Source organism: Pantoea jilinensis, assembly GCF_019104105.1.
Lineage (GTDB): Bacteria > Pseudomonadota > Gammaproteobacteria > Enterobacterales > Enterobacteriaceae > Pantoea > Pantoea eucalypti.
This window is the reverse complement of record NZ_CP077746.1, coordinates 2,995,221-3,014,468: the sequence shown is the minus strand read 5'-3', so window position 1 is coordinate 3,014,468 and position 19,248 is coordinate 2,995,221. Positions and strand designations below refer to the sequence as shown.

Genomic DNA, 19,248 nt, shown 5'->3' with positions numbered 1-19,248 from the left:
TCAGGAAAAAAAGATGAGTCAGTATTTGAAAAAAATTACGGAAGTCTTTTCTGCCGATGCGCGGTACTGCCTGAATGCGGCAGTGAGTCAGGCCGTTAGCCGGACTCACCATGAGGTGAGTGTTGAGCATTTACTGCTGGCGCTAATCACTACTCAGACGGTATTGCTTGAACAGCTGTGTTTGGTGGCGGGGCTCAGAGGGGACCAGCTGGCAGACGCGCTGACGCATAGTCTGAACCAGCAGCGCAGCGGCAATACCTGTGGACCCGTACTGTCTGAGTCCCTTGTCCGGCATCTTGAGAAAGCATGGCTGCATGCCAGCATTTGCTGGCATCAGCGGCATCTTCCTGCCACGGCGTTTATTGGTTGTCTGCTTGCTGACCCGGACGATGTTACGTTGCCTCTTCCGACAGAGGTTCGTCAGGCACTGCATTGTGACGTGCTGAAGGTTGACGCACTCATGGCTGAATACTCAGGTACGGGCCAGAAAAAAGATAACACGGAAGAAGGTGTGCCATCTGGTGGGCCTGCATTGCTGAAATACACCCATAATCTGACTCAGAAAGCGCGCCGGGGAGAGCTGGATCCCGCTACAGGGCGTGAGAATGAAATCCGCCAGATGATAGATGTATTACTTCGTCGGCGTCAGAACAATCCAATCCTGACGGGTGAACCTGGCGTCGGTAAAACAGCACTGGTTGAGGGATTAGCGCAGCGCATCGTCAGCGGTACCGTACCAGACGCACTGAAAAAAATGGATATCATGTCACTTGATCTCAGCCTGTTACAGGCTGGAGCCAGCGTAAAAGGTGAATTTGAAAATCGGCTGCAAAGCCTGCTCTGTGACATTCAGTCACACCCCGTGCCGATCATTCTTTTTATTGATGAGGCACATATGCTGGTTGGAGCAGGAGGGACTGCGGGCCAGAACGATGCGGCCAACCTGCTAAAACCCGCCCTGGCAAGGGGAGAGTTACGCATGATCGGTGCTACAACGTGGTCCGAGTACAAAAAATATTTTGAAAAGGATGCTGCGCTTGCCCGCCGCTTTCAGATAGTCAGGGTGACGGAACCCGACCGGGACACGGCAATTAATATGCTGCGGTCGATTGTACCCGCCATCAGCAGTCATCATGGTATTCCAGTCCCTGATTCGGCAATCGTGGCTGCTGTTGAATTCTCTGCCCGTTATCTTCCGGGCCGGCAGTTGCCTGATAAGTCAGTCACGCTGCTGGATACGGCATGTGCCAGGGTGGCTTTATCCCAGAGCGACGAGCCACGAGAGATTGAAGATCTGAATGTCATGCTGAGGAATATCTCACTTGAGCGCCGTAGCCTCTCTCTGGACAGTGGATGTGCAACACGTATTGCCTGGCTGGATCAACGTAAAGCTGAAATCAAACAAGACCTGACCATTCTGACTCCGGTATGGAAAGAACAGCAGAGCCTGGTTGCCCGGATTGCTCAATGCCAAAATTCTGAGCAGCAAGCAAGCCTGCGGCAGAAACTGTCTGTAATGCACAAACAGCAACCTATGGTCTTCGAGCGTGTTGATGCGGCATGCGTTGCAGAAATTATTGCCGGGTGGACGGGGATTCCGGTGGAACAAATCCTGGAGCAAAAACAGGGGCCGCTGAATACTCTGTATGAACGTTTGTGCGAACGGGTTACCGGACAATCACATGCGCTTGAGGCAATTGTCCGGCAGATTCGAACCAGTCGGGCGGGTCTTGCCGATCCGTTAAAGCCAATGGGCGTCTTTATGCTGGCCGGACCTTCCGGGACAGGTAAAACAGAAACAGCACTGGCCCTGGCAGAAATGTTGTACGGCGGAAGTAGAGGGCTGATAACGCTGAATATGTCTGAGTACCAGGAGGCACACTCTGTCGCCGGCCTGAAAGGCTCTCCCCCTGGCTATGTCGGCTATGGACAGGGTGGCGTACTGACTGAGGCTGTGCGTCGACAACCCTATAGCGTTGTTCTGATTGATGAAGTTGAAAAAGCACACAGAGATGTGATCGAACTTTTCTATCAGGTATTTGACAAAGGGGTCATGGAGGACAGTGAAGGGCAAACTATCGACTTTCGCAACACCTTCATCATTCTGACCAGTAATCTGGCTGATGATGTAATTATGGCGGCAGGAGAAAAGGAATCTCCTGATATCAATGCATTAGTCCGCCAGATACGACCTGAATTCAGCCGCGTATTTCCAGCGGCGTTTATGGGGCGTCTGACCCTGCTCCCTTACTTACCGCTCAGTGCCCAGGCGCTTAATAATATTATCAACGCTAAGCTCAGAAAAATCAGCCTGCGCTTTTCTGGCAGAGACGGTGAGAAGAGATCTCTCAGTTACAGTCCTGCAGTAGTGAGGTATATCGCTGACCGCTGTCATGTCAGGCAAAGTGGCGCGCGTGATGTTGATACTGTAATCAATCAAAGCCTGTTGCCTTTGGTGACCGATTATTTGCTCGAAGCTGACGGCAGCGGAAACCTGCATATCCGGGTGCAGGTTACGGGAAAAGATCTTGCCATCGTTACAGATCGACAGAGTAAAAGAAAATGAACTCAGGCACTGGTTTTCAGGCGCTAAAAGTTAATAAAAAAGATCCGAGACAGAGCCCGGAGTTTCTTGAAATCAACTGGTCCATGCAGAATGCAGATATTCGCAGGATGAGTGAAAGTGAATGGAAAACGCTGGATAGCCAGTGCCGGGCATACTGGCGTAAGTATGGGTATGATTTGCAGAGTGGGTGTTGGTTCTGTCTGATGAGCTTAAAGCTGGACGGCTGGAGAGGTCTGGCGCAGGGACTCAATATCCTGGTTAGAGTATGGCGCGGCAAGGCATCCGAATATTGCTGGCCTCCGGTCGTCGATTCGGATCGACGACGATATCTGCTTGAATGGCTGAATACACACGTAGTGACCAGTATTTACCAGCTTGACTGTGATGATAATTTTACGGCCGTGGCCAGTAGTATTGCTGAAAGTATTGCACTGCTTTATGACGAAGCGGTGAAAACGGATGCGCGTTGCAGAAACTCTTTAAAAAATATGCATTATTTTCTTCAGGTTCGCAGTAAAGCATCTTCTTCTTTGATTTTAAGCCTTGCACATTTAAAAATTGATAAAGATATACGGCCAGAATTATCTCCGATCAATATTAAAACCAATTCCTCTGTCCAGGGGAGCAGCATAAAAAGAAAGCATCTTATTCAGGCTGGATGTGCAGGTATTATTGGCGGTATGTTGGCGACCATGCTGTTAATGTCCGGCATCAGATACATGGAAAAACCAGGAGTTACCGAAAAGCTTGCTGGGGTACTTCAGGATTTTCCGGGTGACGATGCACTGACAGCATTAGCATGGCAGGGGATAGATAAGGAAGAACTGGAAAGTCATCGTGATGAAATATTGCATAAGTCGGCGTCATTATTGACATGGATTGCGGATCGTCCAAACGATGAATTACTTCGCAAGGGCGATATTCTTGCTCAGCGTCTTGAAAATGCATGGCCTGATAATTCAGTCAGTCAGAAATGGAAGTATAAACTGCAGGCTAAGGCTAACATTTTACCCTCAACGTGGAACTACAAAGAGGTTACTGCCGATCTGGACGAATTTGATTTAAAACTGGCCAATGCAGAACAGAAAAAAGGAGGATATTTAACGATTTCTGAACTGAAAAGCTTTTCCTGGAAAATACGCAGAAAACTGGAAAGTTCAGGCGTACCACCAGAAGAACTGCTTAGATATTCAGCAGAGGATAAAGAAGGCAGCCGTAAAGAAATTCTGGAGTCTGTTGCAAAAACCTTGTCTGCTTTAAATGCTTTGTATGTATTGTCAGTGAACCAAAATGATAAGCCAGCACAAGAAAATCATTAAGTCCCAAAAGGATTATGCTCTTTAATGAACGTAATGTTTTTTCTGAAAAAATAAAGCTGATTTGATTTTGTTATTTTGAGGTGGCTGGCAACGCTAAGCTAGCATCACCCGTGTAAAATTATACTAAACATGAGATTTAAAATGATAAACTTTGATAGAAGTATTTCAAAGAAATGTTTAAAAAAATTCAGTGAGAGAACTCAGGTTAGAAACGAAAGAGAAAAGATTAATAGCGATATATTACGGGCGTGGGATTATGAATTAAATAAAAAAGCAAGACCAGATTTAATGATCGCACACTGTATCTCTTCCCGCGGAAGCGTTTCTGCCATTGGAAAAAAGAACACAAACTCACCTTTTTTAACAAAGACTGTAGAAGCGGTTCTATCATCATGGGATGTTATATCTGCCTGTTGTACAGGTGTAGTGTCGAATTCTAACGGTATTATGGAAGGTCGGGTGCCTCTGGATATTCAACTCAATCTTCGTGTTCCGGTACAAAATATTTTGGGTACGCATCATAGTGATGTGAGATTCAATAATTTTTCAGGGCTTGAAGGTAATGTTCCGCATGGACGTGTTCTGGATAAAGCGGCATTGACCGAAAGTATTTTTAAAGGGATAGAAAGACCTAATGATCATGGTTTCAAAATGTCTGGTCCTTATAATATTTTACGTCATCCAAATGAATTCTTGAGAAAAATTGTTTCCAGTGCGGGTAATTATAACGAAATACTTCTTGTGGGGAAGACAGGCGTACGGATGTATATGGACTTCCCATGTACTGAAATGATAAAGCTAAGAGGGGTTTCATTCAGACCAAATTATCTTATAAAGCTTTTGATCAAAGGGGAATATGACGAAGAAACACTGTCAAAATTTGAAGAGGACATGGAGTTTATAAAAAAAATCCTCAGGATTAATGCTAGTAACAGACTTCTATTTCCGATGGGAAGACATCCTGGATTAAGGAGGCTTAATTTTTCATATCACATTGAAAAAGCAGGGTTTATAACAGTTGATGGTAGCTCTTATGTGCTTAGATGAAAGCTAAATTTTTAACATTTTACTGATTATTCATAAGGTGCCGGGAGAATGTTCCTGCCAGCCCTGTTATCCGTTAATTAGTAAGGAGATACGTATGGATAAAAAAAAGTGTGTGGCCAGCAATCCATTGCAGGTTAACAAGGCATTGGAACTACAGGCATTGATTATGTGTTATTTCCCAAAATATACTAACTGCGAAGTTGAGTTTGAAGAATGCAACTGGGATTTCGGGGGTAGTGATAATGTTATTCAGTCAAAAATAAGAAGTATGGCTATATCAAAAGGGTATTGTAAAAAGGATTTTATAGTGCGAAACCGGATGGTTGTAAAAAAAGAAAAAGCAATCAGCCCCATAAAAACCCTTCACAGGGCATTGGTAGCAACCTATGTTACTTCAGGTAATTACTATAATACGCCCTTAAGACGACGTCTCAATCCAGTTCAGCGGCTTGTGTCTGAACCACTTACCATGAGTATGGAGGATGTCATTGAAAAGTTCAGGCGTGAAAGCGAAGAAGCTGCCAGAGGTTATGGGTTTAGCCTTGATTTTACTGTAAGAAGCATGAGATTACAGGGCAGGTTGTCTGCGGGCTTTTCAACATTACTGCTTAAAAATCTGCTATTGGAAAGAAAAAGAAAAGGGACAACGTTTCGTGGCGTTCTGGCGTCATCACAGTTTGTGACTTTGCTCGATTATTACAGTCAGCATTCTACCGTTGTAACCACAGATCAATTTCTTTCCACTACCACATATCAGCTTGTTGCCAGAGAGTTTTCCGCAGGAAAATATGATTCCCGATCTGTTTCTGAAGGAGATAAAAAAGTTGTCTTTATCGTGGAGGGATACTCTGGTGCAGAAATATCAGCATGGATTGATGAAGGTGAAGTGTTATATCCGCCAGAAGTTTATTTTCAGGTCTGTCCAGTAAATACTTATGAAAAAATACGTTATCTGGGTGCTACATACGGCGCGTTTATCTATAAATTAAAAGAGGTTCCTGCGCCAGATACCGATAAGGAAATACCCTTTTTAACAGATGTTCATAAATTGCAACGTTAAGGCATAATTTTAATAACATGTTTGATATCACACCTGAAAACGCTGGGGTTAAAACATACACTCCATAAATATCTTCTTTTGGTTTTTTAGCTTTTAAGAAGAATATGGCGGTGTTTTCAGGGTGAGGTTTCTCTTATTTTTTTCTGGTGGATGCTTTTATTTTTCTATAAAAGGTAATGTTTATGTTAACAAGCACTCAACGTGATAAGTTAAAAAATATATTTAATCATCGTGCTAAAATGAAGACAATCAATTCATTTTTATCCTTACAAGAACCTGCGGGCCCAGAGCAAATCCTTGAGCTAAGGAGGTTGTCTGACAATGATTATTTTTTTGTCCCTGTGATGCCTGAAAGGAAAGTTAATATCCCGAAACCTTATGGGCGATTTTTATTTGTTATTCCCTCTTTCTCGCCAGGAAAGGTCTTCTGTGGCGTACCTGATGGTTACCGGACGTTTGCTTCTGATATTATCAAACCAATACAGGGCCATACTTCAATATGTCTTGATAAAGATGTGTTTTTTGCGGGTGAAGTGGATTTTATTAATGGTGTATTGAAAAGCTGGTCGAATAACAGTGGTCATTATATGCCAAAAGCAGAACTCATTGATATTAATTTTATTCCGGCAGTAAAATTACTCTTGCCTAAAAGTAAGTTTAATGAGATTTTTTGAAGTAATTTTTTGTTAATGATAGACATGTGATTTTTTAGACTACTGTTTTTTTTGAAAAGCAGGATGTCCAGGAGTGCCAGAAAGATTCATTCACTACAGAATCTGGCAAATGCCTGCAAATACCTCAGAATTGGTAAAGGAAATAGATCGTTCATTACGGTCTGGAAGAATGCGTTAGCAAAGATACCTGAACCCTAAAATTTTATGAACAAGGAGCACCCCATCATGGAAAGTCAGAGTCTTGTTGATATCGCTGAGGTCTTTCCTCAGTCAGCCATCGATCTCAAATATGCCACCGCTGACAACCTCACCGGTAAGCCGATCTATCGCGACGCGCGTTGTCTGCTGCACGTTGATGCGGCGAAAGCGCTGGCAAAATGTATCAATATCGCCGGTGTGGCGGGCTATAAGATGCTGATCCTCGATGCATATCGGCCACCTGCTGCGCAGGCTATTTTATGGCAGGCCTGTCCGAATCCTGACTATGTTGTGCCGCTTTCGCGTGGATCAAACCACAGTCGCGGAACGGCGGTAGACGTGACGCTGATCGATGAGCGCGGTGAGATCGTGGATATGGGCACCGGCTTCGATGAGATGAGTGAGCACTCTCATCCTTATCATCCTGCGGTGCCTGTTCAGGCACAGCGCAACCGACTAATGCTTAATGCCATCATGCTGGGCGGTGGCTTCAGCAGTATTGCAACCGAATGGTGGCATTTTGAATTGCCCGGTTCAGATAACTATCCTCTGATTGACGGTGCGTTTCACTGTTATTCCTCGCCTCATGCTGAAAATATCAACATCTGAAGCGTTATAAACAGGAGGGGTATAATGAGTGCAGGGAGATGCGTATCGCGCTGTTTAATATAAGCAGAGTGATTAAATAAATAAATTCGGGCAGGGCGGAATGACGTTGTCATTTACAGCGGTTTTCTGGAGTAATAAAAAATAAGCCGTGGCAGGCGCCACGGCTAACGATTTATGCAGACTGCCACTCGCTTTCAACATCCGCTTTGGCTTTAGAGAGAATGACTTTATTGTCATCCACTTCTTTAACCCAGCTGAATGGAATAATGTGGTGCTTGCCGCCTGCTTCAGGGTCGCTTTTCGCCAGTTTAATTTTGTCGTCGCCTTCAAAATGGTCGACAATACCGACATGTTCGCCATTTACATCAACAACCTGTGCGTGATCCAGAATCTCTGATTTATCTACCATGGTGGCTTAATCCTTATATTTGATGAGTTAAGTTGACCTCAGACAAAACAAGCCTGGTAGTTAAATACGTTTTTAGCCAGGCGATTAACAAAATGAAATAGTTAAGTGCACTGGTCCTGGTCGATATTATTTCCCCTCATAAGTGTGTGAAAGAAAAATAAGCGAAACCGCAGATAAGGCGGATTTGTCTGTTGCATCAGGCATTCTGACCTGTTCATCTGCCACATCACTTTAATCAGATTAGCTTCGTGAGTCTGCCGCGCGTTTAACAACAAGGCTATGATAATCAGACCCATCGCCTTGCGGTAGAGCAACCTGATCGCGGGCGGTTTAACGTACAGAAAGGAGTCCCTATGACAGCAGTCAGTTCATTGACCACCGAAGGCGGCGTCTGGATTAATCAGCCGCCGGTACACAGTCTGGATGGCAATACGTTGCAGTTCGAAACCGCATTAAACAGTGATTTCTGGCAGCGCACCTGGTACGGCTTCGAACGGCACAGCGGCCACGCCTTTGGCTTCTGGGTAGAAAACGACTTCACCGTTCAGGTGCAGGTGAGGGCAGAATTCAGTCAGCTCTATGATCAGGCTGGTCTGTTCATTCAGGACAGTGAAACGCATTGGGTTAAAGCGGGTATTGAGTTCAACGATGACCAGCCCGCCATTGGCAGCGTGGTCACGCGTGAGTTTTCTGACTGGTCTACCGGCGTTTTTCCAGGCGATGCGCGTCAGTTCTGGATGCGAGCCACGCTGGAAAATGCCGCGCTGAGGATCCAGTACTCCACTGATGGAGAGATATGGCCGCTGTTGCGACTCTGCCCGTGGCCGGGTCAGGGGCGGCGTTTTGTCGGCGTGATGGGCTGCTCGCCCGAACGCGAAGGGCTGGGGGTTAGCTTTATGGATTTCGCGCTGACTCCGCCGCTCGGTAAAGCACTGCACGACCTGTCATAACCCTGGGCAGATTGCTTATCATCGCAGAATCGGCTTAATTGTCGGGTCAGAATTTGCGGTGACGCGTCGTCCATGCAGGACAACGCTTTTACAGGGAAAGCCATGCGTTGTTCCAACTTGTTGACCAGACTGCTGGTCATCTTCTGCTGTGCCGGATGGGCAGAGCAGGCCGCAGCCGATACCGTCTGGCTGAATAATGGCGACCGGCTGACGGGCACGATTCGTTATCTCAGTGACGGCAAGCTGGGTATAGAGACACAGTATGCCGGGACCGTCACGCTGGACTGGAATGCGGTCAGCACGCTCGCCAGCGAGAATCCGGTCAATGTCGAAAACAAACATACCGGTGAGCATTATCAGGTGCGGCTCAGCTCGTCCGATCCCGGCTATGTCTGGGTTGAGCGCAACGAGCAGGAGCAGCAGGTCTCCCTCAGGCGTATTGACGAGTTTATGAAAGCCAAAGTACGCACCGATCAGCTCGCCTGGACCGGCAACATCGATGCGGGCGTCAAAGTCAAAAAAGCCTCGACCAAAACGGATGACTACAGTTTTGCGCTTAACACCAAACTCAACCAGGGAAAATGGCGGCATGACATCGGCGCGACCTTCAATCGCGAGCAGGAAAACGACAGCATCAACACCAGTAACTACAGCCTGCGCTATGCCTTTGATTACCTTGTCAGGGAGCAGTATTTCTGGCAGACCCGCACGACCTACAAGCGCGACTGGGTTGAGAATCTCTCCCGGCAGGCGCTGATCGGTACCGGGCCAGGCTATCAGCTGTGGGACACTGAACTCAGCGCGTTCTCACTCTCATTGCTGGGCGGTGCCTTTGAGTATGGCTACAGCGATGACAGGGAAGAGCGACATTTTGGCGGCTCAGTACGCTGGAACTATCAGCGCTATTTGCTGGGCAAGTCGGTCACGCTTTACAGCAATGGCGACATCGGCCATTCGCTGGACGATGACGGGGTATTTATGCTGGATGCGGAAGTCGGAATGCGCTATAGCCTGACTTCCTGGTCAACCCTGCATATTGGCTATCATCGCAACCTGGTCAGCGGCATACCGGATACCCTGAATGAAGGCATCTTCTCCACCGGGCTTGGGCTAAAGTGGTAATCCGCAGATTGCGCAACGCCGCAGCAAATCCTTACGGTTTTTATCCGGTTACAGGCCCGGCATTAGCTAAGCTCCATGTACTGTCACAACAGGAATGCAGAAGATGATTGTAAGTAGCATGGTGTATCGTCCGGGATGCGCGGGCGAAGAGGTCCAGGTCGATGATATCAGTGAAGTGATTAAAGAGCCGGAGGCGTTTATCTGGCTTGGGCTGTGGCAGCCAGACGCTGAGTTTATGGCGAAGATTAAAGAGGAGTTTGGACTCCACGAACTGGCGGTTGAGGATGCGCTTAATGCCCATCAGCGACCTAAAATCGAACATTATGGCGACTCACTGTTTATTGTCGTGAAGACGGTGTGCGCTAAGGATGATACCTGCGAGCTGGGTGAGTCCCATTTCTTTGTTGGGAAAAAATTCCTGATCAGCATCCGTCACGGCGCATCGGAAAGCTACACCCCGGTGCGACAGCGGGCGTCTGAAAACCCGGCGCTGCTAAAATTTGGTCCGGCCTATCCGCTTTACTGCCTGCTCGATTTTGTCGTGGATCGGTATGCTCAACTCTCCACCTCACTGAATGAGCGGGTCGGGCAGATGGAGAACGATCTCTTTACCAGCGAATTCGACCGCAAGTCGGTGCAATCGGTTTACACCATGCGTCGTCATCTGCTGTCGCTGCGCAATGCGGCGCTACCGGTTGAAGAGATCTGCAATCAGCTGATTCACCTGCATGAAGATTTGATACCCCGTCCGCTGCGTGCCTATATCCGTGACGTACAGGACCATGCCCGCCATGTGGTAACCGACGCGGAAGATATGCGCGAGATGCTGACCAGCGCCATGCAGGTCAATCTGGCGCTGGTCACGGTGCAGCAGAATGAAGTGGTGAAAAAGCTGGCCGGCTGGGGCGCGATTCTGGTGATCCCGACAGTTGTATTCAGCATGTATGGCATGAACTTCGAGCACATGCCAGAGCTGAAGTCGCTGTATGGTTATCCGCTGGCTGTCGGGCTGACACTGGTGGCCTGCGGCGGGCTGTGGGCCAGGCTGCGCCGCTCTGGCTGGTTGTGATCGTGACGGGTCAGGAGAGGCTGCACAGGCGGTCATCCGGTTCCTGACCCGTGTTATTTCGCTGTAACTGACGCAGCTGCCCGTTTTTGCCGCGGGTCCACATGAAGATGCGCGGGATTGGTCCGGCAGAACAGGCAACAGACACCGCCACAAAGCGAACCCTTTGACGCTGCGCTTATTCTGCCGCTGCCCTTGTAATCCTGTCGATTTAGTTCAGACTCACTACTCCACTCATGTTTTATCATCAGAGCTGGCCTGACTATCAATCAGCGTTATGCTTTTACAGTCAGGATTAATGTGAATGAATTTACACGTTTTACCTTCTATCCGATCACCGGCTGGCATATCGGTCCTCTGAGCTCGCATCAGGCACTCGTCCTCAAATTCGGTTATATCGATCCCGACGCCCCGCGTGAACAGGGCCCGCAGGAGACGCTGTTCCTGGGGCTGACCATTGAAATGGCCAAAAAACTGGTTGCCAGTCTTTCCGAACATATCGACTACGCCGAAAAAATGGGCAACCAGCACTAGTTTCCATCCGGGAAGACGCCTGGCGGTTGGCATTGAGTAATCCATCGTCGGGTGCGCACACCGTTACGCTGCCGCCGCATTTAACCTACTGGCACCACCGCCGACAATAACGCTATCCACGCCACTCTACGCGACTGGCCTACGCTGCGATTCACTGGCTGTCGCTGCGGGGTTCGTTTTCGTCTGATTGCAGCATAATGAGTCCTGTTTGAGTCAGCAGCGTCTGTGCCCGACGGGCCTCCACGCCTCTTTTGGACTATTGGTGATTAATCAGCAATAGCCCTGTTCTTTCATGGTGAACACACTTTTTTGTCATCCTGATGTCAAACCAGCGACAATAAGAGAGCAGGAACAGCATCCGACTGACCGGTCAACAACGTTGCCTGCGCGACGGTACGTAACCCGTTGAGTGCCATAAGTAACCATAAAGATCGTCTACACTGCTTAGGGTCTGTTCCACATTGAGGTGTTGCCATGACCGAACATGAATTCAGAAAATTGTTAGCCGAACAGGGCTTTGATGAGCCGCTGCTGGTTGAACGTGCAGCGTCAGCCCAGCTTGATAATCACGTCCATCCCTTTGAGGCGCTGGCACTGATTCTCAGTGGTGACATCACTATCAGTACTGAACAGGGCGACACGACTTATCATCCCGGTGAGACATTTCACCTGCAGCCGAATGAGCTGCATCGCGAGGCGTTTGGTCTGCAGGGCGTCAGTTATCTGGCGGGACGTAAATATGAGTAACGAGTATTAGCATGAAGGTTTCAGACGATCTCTTTATCCGGCTGGCGCGCTCACCGTTCCGCCAGCGTTTTCGCCTTGGACGCGCTGAATATGATTACGCCAACAGCAAAGGCGAGTCGGTGGTGAGACAGCACGCCGCAGGGTTTGTGGAACAGCGCCTTGCGCCTGCCCAGCCTGAGAATGATGGCAAACAGACACCCATGCGCGGCCATCCGGTGTTTATCGCCCAGCACGCCACCGCGACATGCTGTCGTGGCTGTCTGAGTAAATGGCACAATATCGGACAGCATCAGCCGCTGAGTGCTGAGCAGCAGGCGTATGTGGTAACGGTGTTACTGGCGTGGATTACGCGACAGCTGGAACAGCCTGCGCCGCCTGCTCGCGTGACCCGAAATCAGCCTGAAAAAGACGACGATCCGCAGCTCGCGCTTTGGTAGTGGGCGAAAAATCTACAATCAATCACTTTTTCTGGTGAAAACTGGCCCTTTTTCATTCCTGGTTTATTCTTAAATCTTTCCTGGGAAGGCTATGCCAGGATTAAAACCTACACGGCAACGATGAATACAGAGGGAATTATGAAGAAATCAATTATTGCACTGTCTGCTATTTTGCTGGCCTCGCCAGTATTTGCTGCTACTACTACAGACAACACCGTTGCAGAAGCGCATAAAGGCGCTGATACCGCGAAAGAAAAACTGCATCAGACCCAGAACGAAGGCGAAGAGCTGAAGCTGAAGTCTGAGCACGCCGCTGAAGGCAAGAGCCACACCACCGGTAGCAAAATCACCGAAGGTACACAGAAAGGCTGGCACAAAACCAAAGAAGGCACTGAGAAAGGCTGGGATAAAACCAAGCAGGGTGCTGAAGATCTGAAAAACAAAGCGACCAACTAATTCGCTGCTGTTTCAGAGTTAAAAAAAACCCACCGAAAGGTGGGTTTTTTTATGGCCTGACGCTGTCAGGGCTTATTCAAGGCTGCTTTCTCTCTCTGCGAGGCGACTAACGCTGAGACTTTGCTTTCCGTTTCTGCAGCCGCTTCCGCTGATGCCGCAGCCGCTTCTGCCGCGGCTTCTGCTGCTGCCTCGGCGGCGTCATCGGACTGTTTCTTGCCTTCTTCGATAAACTCTTCGTCGATGGCTTCGATATTCTCGCGGTTGTCACGTCCGGAGAGGAGATTCCAGCAGGCGATAAACAGAGCAGCAATCACCGGACCGATAACAAAACCGTTAATGCCGTAGATTTCCATACCGCCCAGCGTGGCAATCAGGATCATATAGTCAGGCATTTTGGTGTCTTTGCCGACCAGCAGCGGACGCAGGATATTATCCACCAGACCGACAATCACCACGAAGAAACCCACCAGGAACAGCCCTTTCCACAGTGCGCCAGTGGCGAAGAAGAAGATCGCCGCAGGCACCCAGATAATGGCGGAACCGACGGCCGGAATCAGGGAGAGGAAGGCCATCAGCGCACCCCACAGCAGGCTGCCGTCGATGCCGGTAAACCAGAAGGCCAGCCCGCCGAGAATACCCTGAACGATACCGACTACCACCGTGCCTTTCACCGTCGCGCGCGCCACGGCGGCAAACTTCACCATCAGGTGATGCTTCACGTAGGTTGAAAGCGGCAGCGCTTCCAGAATCAGATGTACCAGATAGGAGCCATCTTTCAGCAGGAAGAACAGCAGATAAAGCATGATGCCAAAGCCGACGGTGAAGCTGAACGTTCCTTTACCGATAATAAAGGCGCTGCCCGCGACATACTGACCGCCCTTAAGGGCAAACGAGGAGAGCTTCTGCTGAATCTGCCCGGCGTTATCCAGATTGTTTTCAGCCAGAAAATGCTTCGCCCAGCGCGGCAGATGCTGCAACAGATCGGCGAAGACCACCGGGAACTGCGACGAGTTGGTCTGCAGCTTGTGATAGACCGCGTTGGTTTCAACCACCAGTGAGGAGGCAATGATCGCCAGCGGCGTAAACACAATCAGGCAAATACAGAGCAGGGTAATTAACGCCGCTACGCCATTACGATCACCCAGTCGATTACGAAGCCAGGTTTTCAGCGGATGGAAAATGACCGCCAGAATCGCTGCCCATAAAATCGACGAGAAATAGGGCGAAAGGACGTCAAAAAAAGCGACGGTGGCGATAGCCAGAATCAAAATGAAAAACCCGATGTTCAATCCTTTAAAACGCATGGAAAAACCTCATCTGGAACAAACGCTGATAAACCCGACGCGCAAATTTTCTGTGCCTGTCTTCGCCTATGCGAGGGCCTGGGACGCATTAACGGTCTGGCTTTGTTCTTAACACGCTGCTGGTGGCAGCATCATACTGGCTAACTATCTGAAAGGTCTGGCAGAAGTGATGAACGGATAATGTTCGTTCGCTGCGTGACTTCCGGTCGGTAGCAGGCTGCTTATGACTGCAGCGCGCTGAATCCTACATTAGCGTAGCGGTTTCGACCATTATTGGTAGGTCAGAGACTCATGTTCTCTGTGTATGCTGCCGATAATAGCGTTGACTGAGCAAAAAACAGGCAATAAGAAATGGGTAAACCGAGCGTTTTAACGGTGCTGCTGGCGCTGGCACTAACCGGCTGTGCCACCAAACAGTATCCTCAGGCGGCGGCGGTAACGCCGGAAGAGACGGCGACACTTAACTGCAGTGCACTGGATCAGGAACTCGTGAAAGCGCACAGCGTGCAGAGTGACATTGAGCAAACCGGCCAGTTTGATGCACTGACCGTACTGGGGTTTGTCGGCGATTTCGGGCTGGGTAATGGCATTGCGAAATACAATGCCAGCCAGAAGGCAGAACGGCGACTGAATCAGTTACAGTCGCTGAAAGCCGCGAAGTGCAGCCAGCGACTGTCGTAGCGGGCGGCTTAAAATCAGCCAACGGTTCCTGCGCGGACATGCTGCAGCCGGACATTTTCGGCTGCACGTTTACCTGCCAGAAACGCGTGATCCGAATTGTAATATTCCCACTCGCTGTAGCGACCCGACAGATGAATATCCTGAGTCAGCAGCCACTGACGGATCAGCGCCACGTTATCGCTTCGTGCATGGTCATAGACCACGTAGGCATAGGGCATATCAACCTCTGAAGCACAAAGCAGCGGATCGTCCGCAGTGATCATGCCGACCCTGATGCAATCCTGACGGCAGCGCTCAATCAGCGCATCGCCCTCCAGCGGCAGTGGGTTGGCCGCATTGTAGGTGATTTCGCAGGTTAAGCCGAATCCGCCCGGCGGATTGCAGTGTGGGCTGGCATTACCCTGCACAAAGATGCGGTGGAACAGCGTATCGCCAGGATAGTAAATCCAGTGCTTTTCGGTCAGATCAGCGCGACCAATGCCCAGATTCACACAGCGCACCGAAACAAACTGCAGCTGCTGCGCCGCCCGTTGCACACTCTCCGGCACCTCATCGCCCATCAGTTTAATCAGCTCCGGCAACGGCATGGTGCTAATCAACTGCTCATAACGGTAGTGGCGACCATCCGCCAGCAGCGCAACATGCGCCTGCGAATAGATGCGGGTCAGCGTCGTATCCGTTTCCAGCGTACATTTCAGATGCGGCAGGAAGCCGGACATCAGTGCCTGGAAACCGCCGCGCAGCGGATAGCCAAATCGGGCGTTAGGGCCGACCGGTTTCGCCAGTGGTTGTAGTGCGCCATCGATGATCTGCGACAGATCGGGCAGTGGGACGCGTCCGCCCAGCCAGGAGGTTTCCATATCTGTCAGCGGCACTTTCCACAGCTTCTGGTTGTAGGGCAGGGCAAAGTGACGTGCGATGCCTTTACCCCAGGTTCGCATAATGAAGTGCTGGAAATCCTCTTCGCCTTCCACCATGCCGCTGCTGCTGCCCTCATCAGGAATCGCGCCATCCGCACAGCAATCCCGCCGCGCCCGCGCGCGATCCAGCGGCACGGCAGCTGTCGCCGTTGCGCCATAACGCGCCTCGATAGCCCCCAGCACGCACTCTTTTACCACCTCGACCGGCAAGCCGTGCAGCGCAGACTGGAACGGATAGCGGGTATACACGCCGTCACTGTAGACCCAGGCTTCACGTGCCTGCCAGTGCAGATTGTCGCCCAGCAGCATTTCATAGAGCTGCAACACATATGGGTCCTGCGAGAACATAATGTGACCAGCATAATCGAAGGTGAACCCCTGATCGTCAATCGAGCGGCACCAGCCGCCTGGGGTGCTATTTTTCTCCAGCAGTACGGCACCTTCGCCATAGTGATAACCGGCGCTCAGCCCGGTGGGTCCGGCTCCGATAATCAGGCACGGCACCGCATCGCTCTCCAGCATGGCCGGCGTTAAAGGTGTGACGTTAGCCTGTGCGCTGGCCTGACTGGCTGACTTCAGGGCAGGCTGACGTTGCGCGAGCGCCTGCTGGATCAGCCCATGTATCTGCTCAGCGGTGCGATCCCATGAGGTGGCATCCACTTTTGTCTGCATCCGTCCCATCAGCGCCAGCCGCTCAGCGGCACCCATCGCCATTGCCTGTTCACAAGCGGCAATAAACGCCGGGTGAGTTTCTGCTACTGCCACCTCCTCTGCGTAGTGGCGCGCCACATCGACAATCGCGGTACTGACAATCGGCAGCTGCGCCGCCATATATTCCAGCACCTTGGTAGGCGAGATGAAGCGGGTGGAGGCATTAATGGCGAACGGCATCAGACAAACATCCCAGCCTGCCAGAAATTGCGGCAGTGCCTGGTAGGGCTGCTGGCCGAGCCAGTGAATATTGTCGCGCTGTGGCAGGCTGGCGGGATCAATTTTTACTACCGGCCCAACCATAATGATCTGCCATTCGGGGTGGGTGTCTGCCAGCGTCGCAATCAGCGACAGGTCGATGCGCTCATCAAGCACGCCGTAGTATCCCAGACGCTGCGGTGGAATCGTATCCTGCAACGGATGACGATTAGTGCGATCGCGTGCCTGCTCAAAATGAACAGCATCGACACTGCTGGGAAAGCAATAGACCTGAGAATGTTTGTCACGCTTCGCTTCGTAAAGACTGGTGCCGCCGGTAAAGACCAGATCGGCGCGGGTCATCAGTGCCGATTCGCGCTGTTGCAACTGGCGCGGCGCATTCTGGAAGGCGGAAAGCTCATCCATACAGTCGTAAATTACCAGCGAGGGATCAAACGGCGTCAGCAGCGGCAGCGCCATCGGCGTATAGAACCAGATCAGCGGCTGTTCATCTTCCTCAAGAAGTGGCGCCAGCAGCAGCAACAGTGGCGCGATCTGGCTGTCATGAAAACCGGGCGCGTCGCTGTCGGTATGTGGCTGGATGACCGTGATGTTAGCGGCAGGTGAACTCTGATGCAGACCCGGTGGCCCCGACTGCCGGACCGGCTCCTCGACAAACAGCACGCGATAGTGCTGCGCCAGGCGTGTCAGAAGCTGCTGCGGACGCTGGAAAACAAATCCCCAGCGTAAATGGCTGAAAACAATGAGAACAGGTGGTTTCATGGTGTGCTCCTGACGTTGTAGTGGGGACTGAATGTGCTGCAAAAAGCGCTGCGCCTGCCGTAAAGCGTCGGCATAAGGCTGCTGTAACTGGCGGGCGTAAGGATCCGGCCCCAGCAGATCGAGATCCCATAAACCGCTGCGGGTCCAGAAGGTTGTCTCTTCCCACAAGGGACGATCGAGGATCGGATAGAGGCAGATGCCGATCAGATCAACGCCTGCCAGCTGTGCCTGCGCTACCTGGGCGGTGATTTCGCTGATCCAGGCTCCACGTCCGCTGCCAACATGACTCGTTTCCGCCAGCAGAATGGGCCGCTGGTAACGCTGCCAGACTTGCTGCAGCATCTGATGCAGTGGCTGGCGGCGGTTGTCGCCCAGATGCCAGTAAAGGCGGAGGTTTGAGCCCTGTTCCCACTGGTTATCGTGGTAGTAATTCACGCCAATCAGATCGAGATAGCGGGGTGTGCCACCCAGCTCCGGGTTACGCCTGCCGCTAAGCATGTCCCACGCCTGATACTGGGTATCGCACATCTCACGTGCCAGCACGTCACTGGTGGGATCGGCAGGATCGGGCACGATATGGATCAGCGGATCGCAGTGCAGCAGACGGGCGCGCGGATCGGCCAGCCAGATCGCATCACAGGCGGCCAGAGTGGCGCGAACCAGTTGCTGCTTGGCAGCATCCGCCCGATCCGGCGCCGGAATCGCCTCACAGGCGAACAGCCCGACCGAGATGCCCCAACTGACAAAGGAGATTTCATTCATTGGGGAGTAGACCGGCGGCTGCTGATACCAGGGCGCCAGAAAGCGGGCCAGCGCACCGCAGAACGCAGCAAAGCGACTGATAAAATCGTGATCAAACAGGCTGACGCCAGCGGGCCAGCCGTAATGGCAGATTGTCCAGCTCAGCTGGATGCCCTGCTGCTCTGCGGCCCGCATCCGCGCAGCGACCGTCGAAAAGTCATAATGCCCATCGCGTTCACATAAGCGCCAGCCGACGCTTTCGCGTACCGTGCGAATAGAAAAGGGGGACAGCGCGGCATAATCCTCTGCTACACGTGCCTGATGCTGATTAAGATCGTTCATCGACAGCGCAATCCCGGCAGGATTGATATGGTCGGCACCTTCATAGCCGGCCTGCCAGAAACTGGTAAAAGGCGTCATGGCATCTCCCGAAAAAAAAGCAACACGTTTCTCTCTGACGAGCCGTCGTGAAACGGGTCAGGGCGTTACAGGTATGCATTGCAGACTGGTCGTTATGACCAGTCTGAACAGATGGGCGATCCTTGCCATAAGGCACAACCACTGAAGGACAGGCATCAGGTCCTGTGGCGGTCTGGACGAGAGATAGCAGGTATCTATGTGCGGCGCTATCGACAGGAAAAAGACTGACTTCTCTGAATGTTATCGGGTTTACGGAAGCCTTACTGGAAAGTATAGATGCGAGGGTGTGGTAATCA

Annotated in this window: 17 protein-coding genes; 14 read left to right on the top strand and 3 right to left on the bottom strand. The window is 50.8% G+C overall.

Going from position 1 to position 19,248, the window contains the following annotated elements:
• Positions 1-13 precede the first annotated feature (13 nt).
• The 6 genes from tssH to ddpX all read left to right on the top strand — a co-directional run bounded on the left by tssH (position 14) and on the right by ddpX (position 7,473).
• Positions 14-2,566 (top strand): ATP-dependent Clp protease ATP-binding subunit, encoded by a 2,553-nt coding sequence (gene tssH, locus KTJ90_RS14240; protein ID WP_499025089.1) that lies wholly within the window; start codon positions 14-16, stop codon positions 2,564-2,566.
• On the top strand, positions 2,563-3,885 hold the full coding sequence (locus KTJ90_RS14235) for a VasL domain-containing protein (RefSeq protein ID WP_105099424.1): 1,323 nt from the start codon (positions 2,563-2,565) through the stop codon (positions 3,883-3,885). Before tssH ends, KTJ90_RS14235 begins: the two co-directional genes overlap by 4 nt.
• A 141-nt stretch (positions 3,886-4,026) precedes the next feature.
• Entirely contained in the window at positions 4,027-4,932 is a 906-nt protein-coding gene (locus KTJ90_RS14230; protein ID WP_442844140.1) for a hypothetical protein, read from the top strand.
• 94 nt (positions 4,933-5,026) lie between these two features.
• Positions 5,027-5,992, top strand: a complete 966-nt coding sequence (locus KTJ90_RS14225; RefSeq protein ID WP_438477149.1) for a hypothetical protein — start codon at positions 5,027-5,029, stop codon at positions 5,990-5,992.
• A gap of 182 nt (positions 5,993-6,174) precedes the next feature.
• Positions 6,175-6,666, top strand: a complete 492-nt coding sequence (locus KTJ90_RS14220; protein WP_156137287.1) for a hypothetical protein — start codon at positions 6,175-6,177, stop codon at positions 6,664-6,666.
• Positions 6,667-6,891: 225 nt separating this feature from the next.
• On the top strand, positions 6,892-7,473 hold the full coding sequence (gene ddpX, locus KTJ90_RS14215; protein ID WP_082040827.1) for a D-alanyl-D-alanine dipeptidase: 582 nt from the start codon (positions 6,892-6,894) through the stop codon (positions 7,471-7,473).
• Positions 7,474-7,645: 172 nt separating this feature from the next.
• Here the strand turns inward: ddpX and KTJ90_RS14210 are convergent, their stop codons facing one another.
• On the bottom strand, positions 7,646-7,882 hold the full coding sequence (locus tag KTJ90_RS14210) for a DUF2171 domain-containing protein (RefSeq protein WP_003854080.1): 237 nt from the start codon (positions 7,880-7,882) through the stop codon (positions 7,646-7,648).
• A 353-nt stretch (positions 7,883-8,235) separates the two neighbouring features.
• On the opposite strand from KTJ90_RS14210, the gene KTJ90_RS14205 reads away from it, so the two are divergent.
• From KTJ90_RS14205 to KTJ90_RS14175, 7 genes are all read left to right on the top strand, one after another.
• On the top strand, positions 8,236-8,832 hold the full coding sequence (locus tag KTJ90_RS14205; protein ID WP_003854078.1) for a DUF1349 domain-containing protein: 597 nt from the start codon (positions 8,236-8,238) through the stop codon (positions 8,830-8,832).
• A gap of 117 nt (positions 8,833-8,949) precedes the next feature.
• On the top strand, positions 8,950-9,954 hold the full coding sequence (locus KTJ90_RS14200) for a DUF481 domain-containing protein (RefSeq protein ID WP_499025081.1): 1,005 nt from the start codon (positions 8,950-8,952) through the stop codon (positions 9,952-9,954).
• Positions 9,955-10,057: 103 nt separating this feature from the next.
• On the top strand, positions 10,058-11,023 hold the full coding sequence (gene corA / locus KTJ90_RS14195) for a magnesium/cobalt transporter CorA (protein WP_003854075.1): 966 nt from the start codon (positions 10,058-10,060) through the stop codon (positions 11,021-11,023).
• A 297-nt stretch (positions 11,024-11,320) separates the two neighbouring features.
• Complete coding sequence (locus KTJ90_RS14190) at positions 11,321-11,554, top strand: BssS family protein (protein ID WP_003854071.1); 234 nt, start codon at positions 11,321-11,323, stop codon at positions 11,552-11,554.
• A gap of 474 nt (positions 11,555-12,028) precedes the next feature.
• Complete coding sequence (locus KTJ90_RS14185; protein ID WP_003854069.1) at positions 12,029-12,301, top strand: cupin domain-containing protein; 273 nt, start codon at positions 12,029-12,031, stop codon at positions 12,299-12,301.
• An 11-nt stretch (positions 12,302-12,312) separates the two neighbouring features.
• The gene (locus KTJ90_RS14180; protein WP_008924986.1) at positions 12,313-12,738 is read left to right on the top strand and encodes a DUF4186 domain-containing protein; all 426 of its coding nucleotides are present in this window, start codon (positions 12,313-12,315) and stop codon (positions 12,736-12,738) included.
• Positions 12,739-12,876: 138 nt separating this feature from the next.
• The gene (locus KTJ90_RS14175) at positions 12,877-13,194 is read left to right on the top strand and encodes a KPN_00521 family repetitive protein (RefSeq protein ID WP_003854066.1); all 318 of its coding nucleotides are present in this window, start codon (positions 12,877-12,879) and stop codon (positions 13,192-13,194) included.
• 65 nt (positions 13,195-13,259) lie between these two features.
• On the opposite strand, the gene KTJ90_RS14170 is transcribed toward KTJ90_RS14175, so the two are convergent.
• Positions 13,260-14,498 carry an AI-2E family transporter gene (locus tag KTJ90_RS14170; RefSeq protein ID WP_003854064.1) on the bottom strand — a complete coding sequence of 413 codons (1,239 nt, stop codon included), beginning with the start codon at positions 14,496-14,498 and terminating at the stop codon, positions 13,260-13,262.
• A 351-nt stretch (positions 14,499-14,849) separates the two neighbouring features.
• On the opposite strand from KTJ90_RS14170, the gene KTJ90_RS14165 reads away from it, so the two are divergent.
• Positions 14,850-15,179 (top strand): hypothetical protein, encoded by a 330-nt coding sequence (locus KTJ90_RS14165; RefSeq protein ID WP_003854059.1) that lies wholly within the window; start codon positions 14,850-14,852, stop codon positions 15,177-15,179.
• A gap of 14 nt (positions 15,180-15,193) precedes the next feature.
• Here the strand turns inward: KTJ90_RS14165 and KTJ90_RS14160 are convergent, their stop codons facing one another.
• Positions 15,194-18,952: an NAD(P)-binding protein gene (locus KTJ90_RS14160; protein ID WP_337028008.1), complete on the bottom strand. Its 3,759-nt coding sequence runs from the start codon at positions 18,950-18,952 to the stop codon at positions 15,194-15,196.
• Positions 18,953-19,248 lie beyond the last annotated feature (296 nt).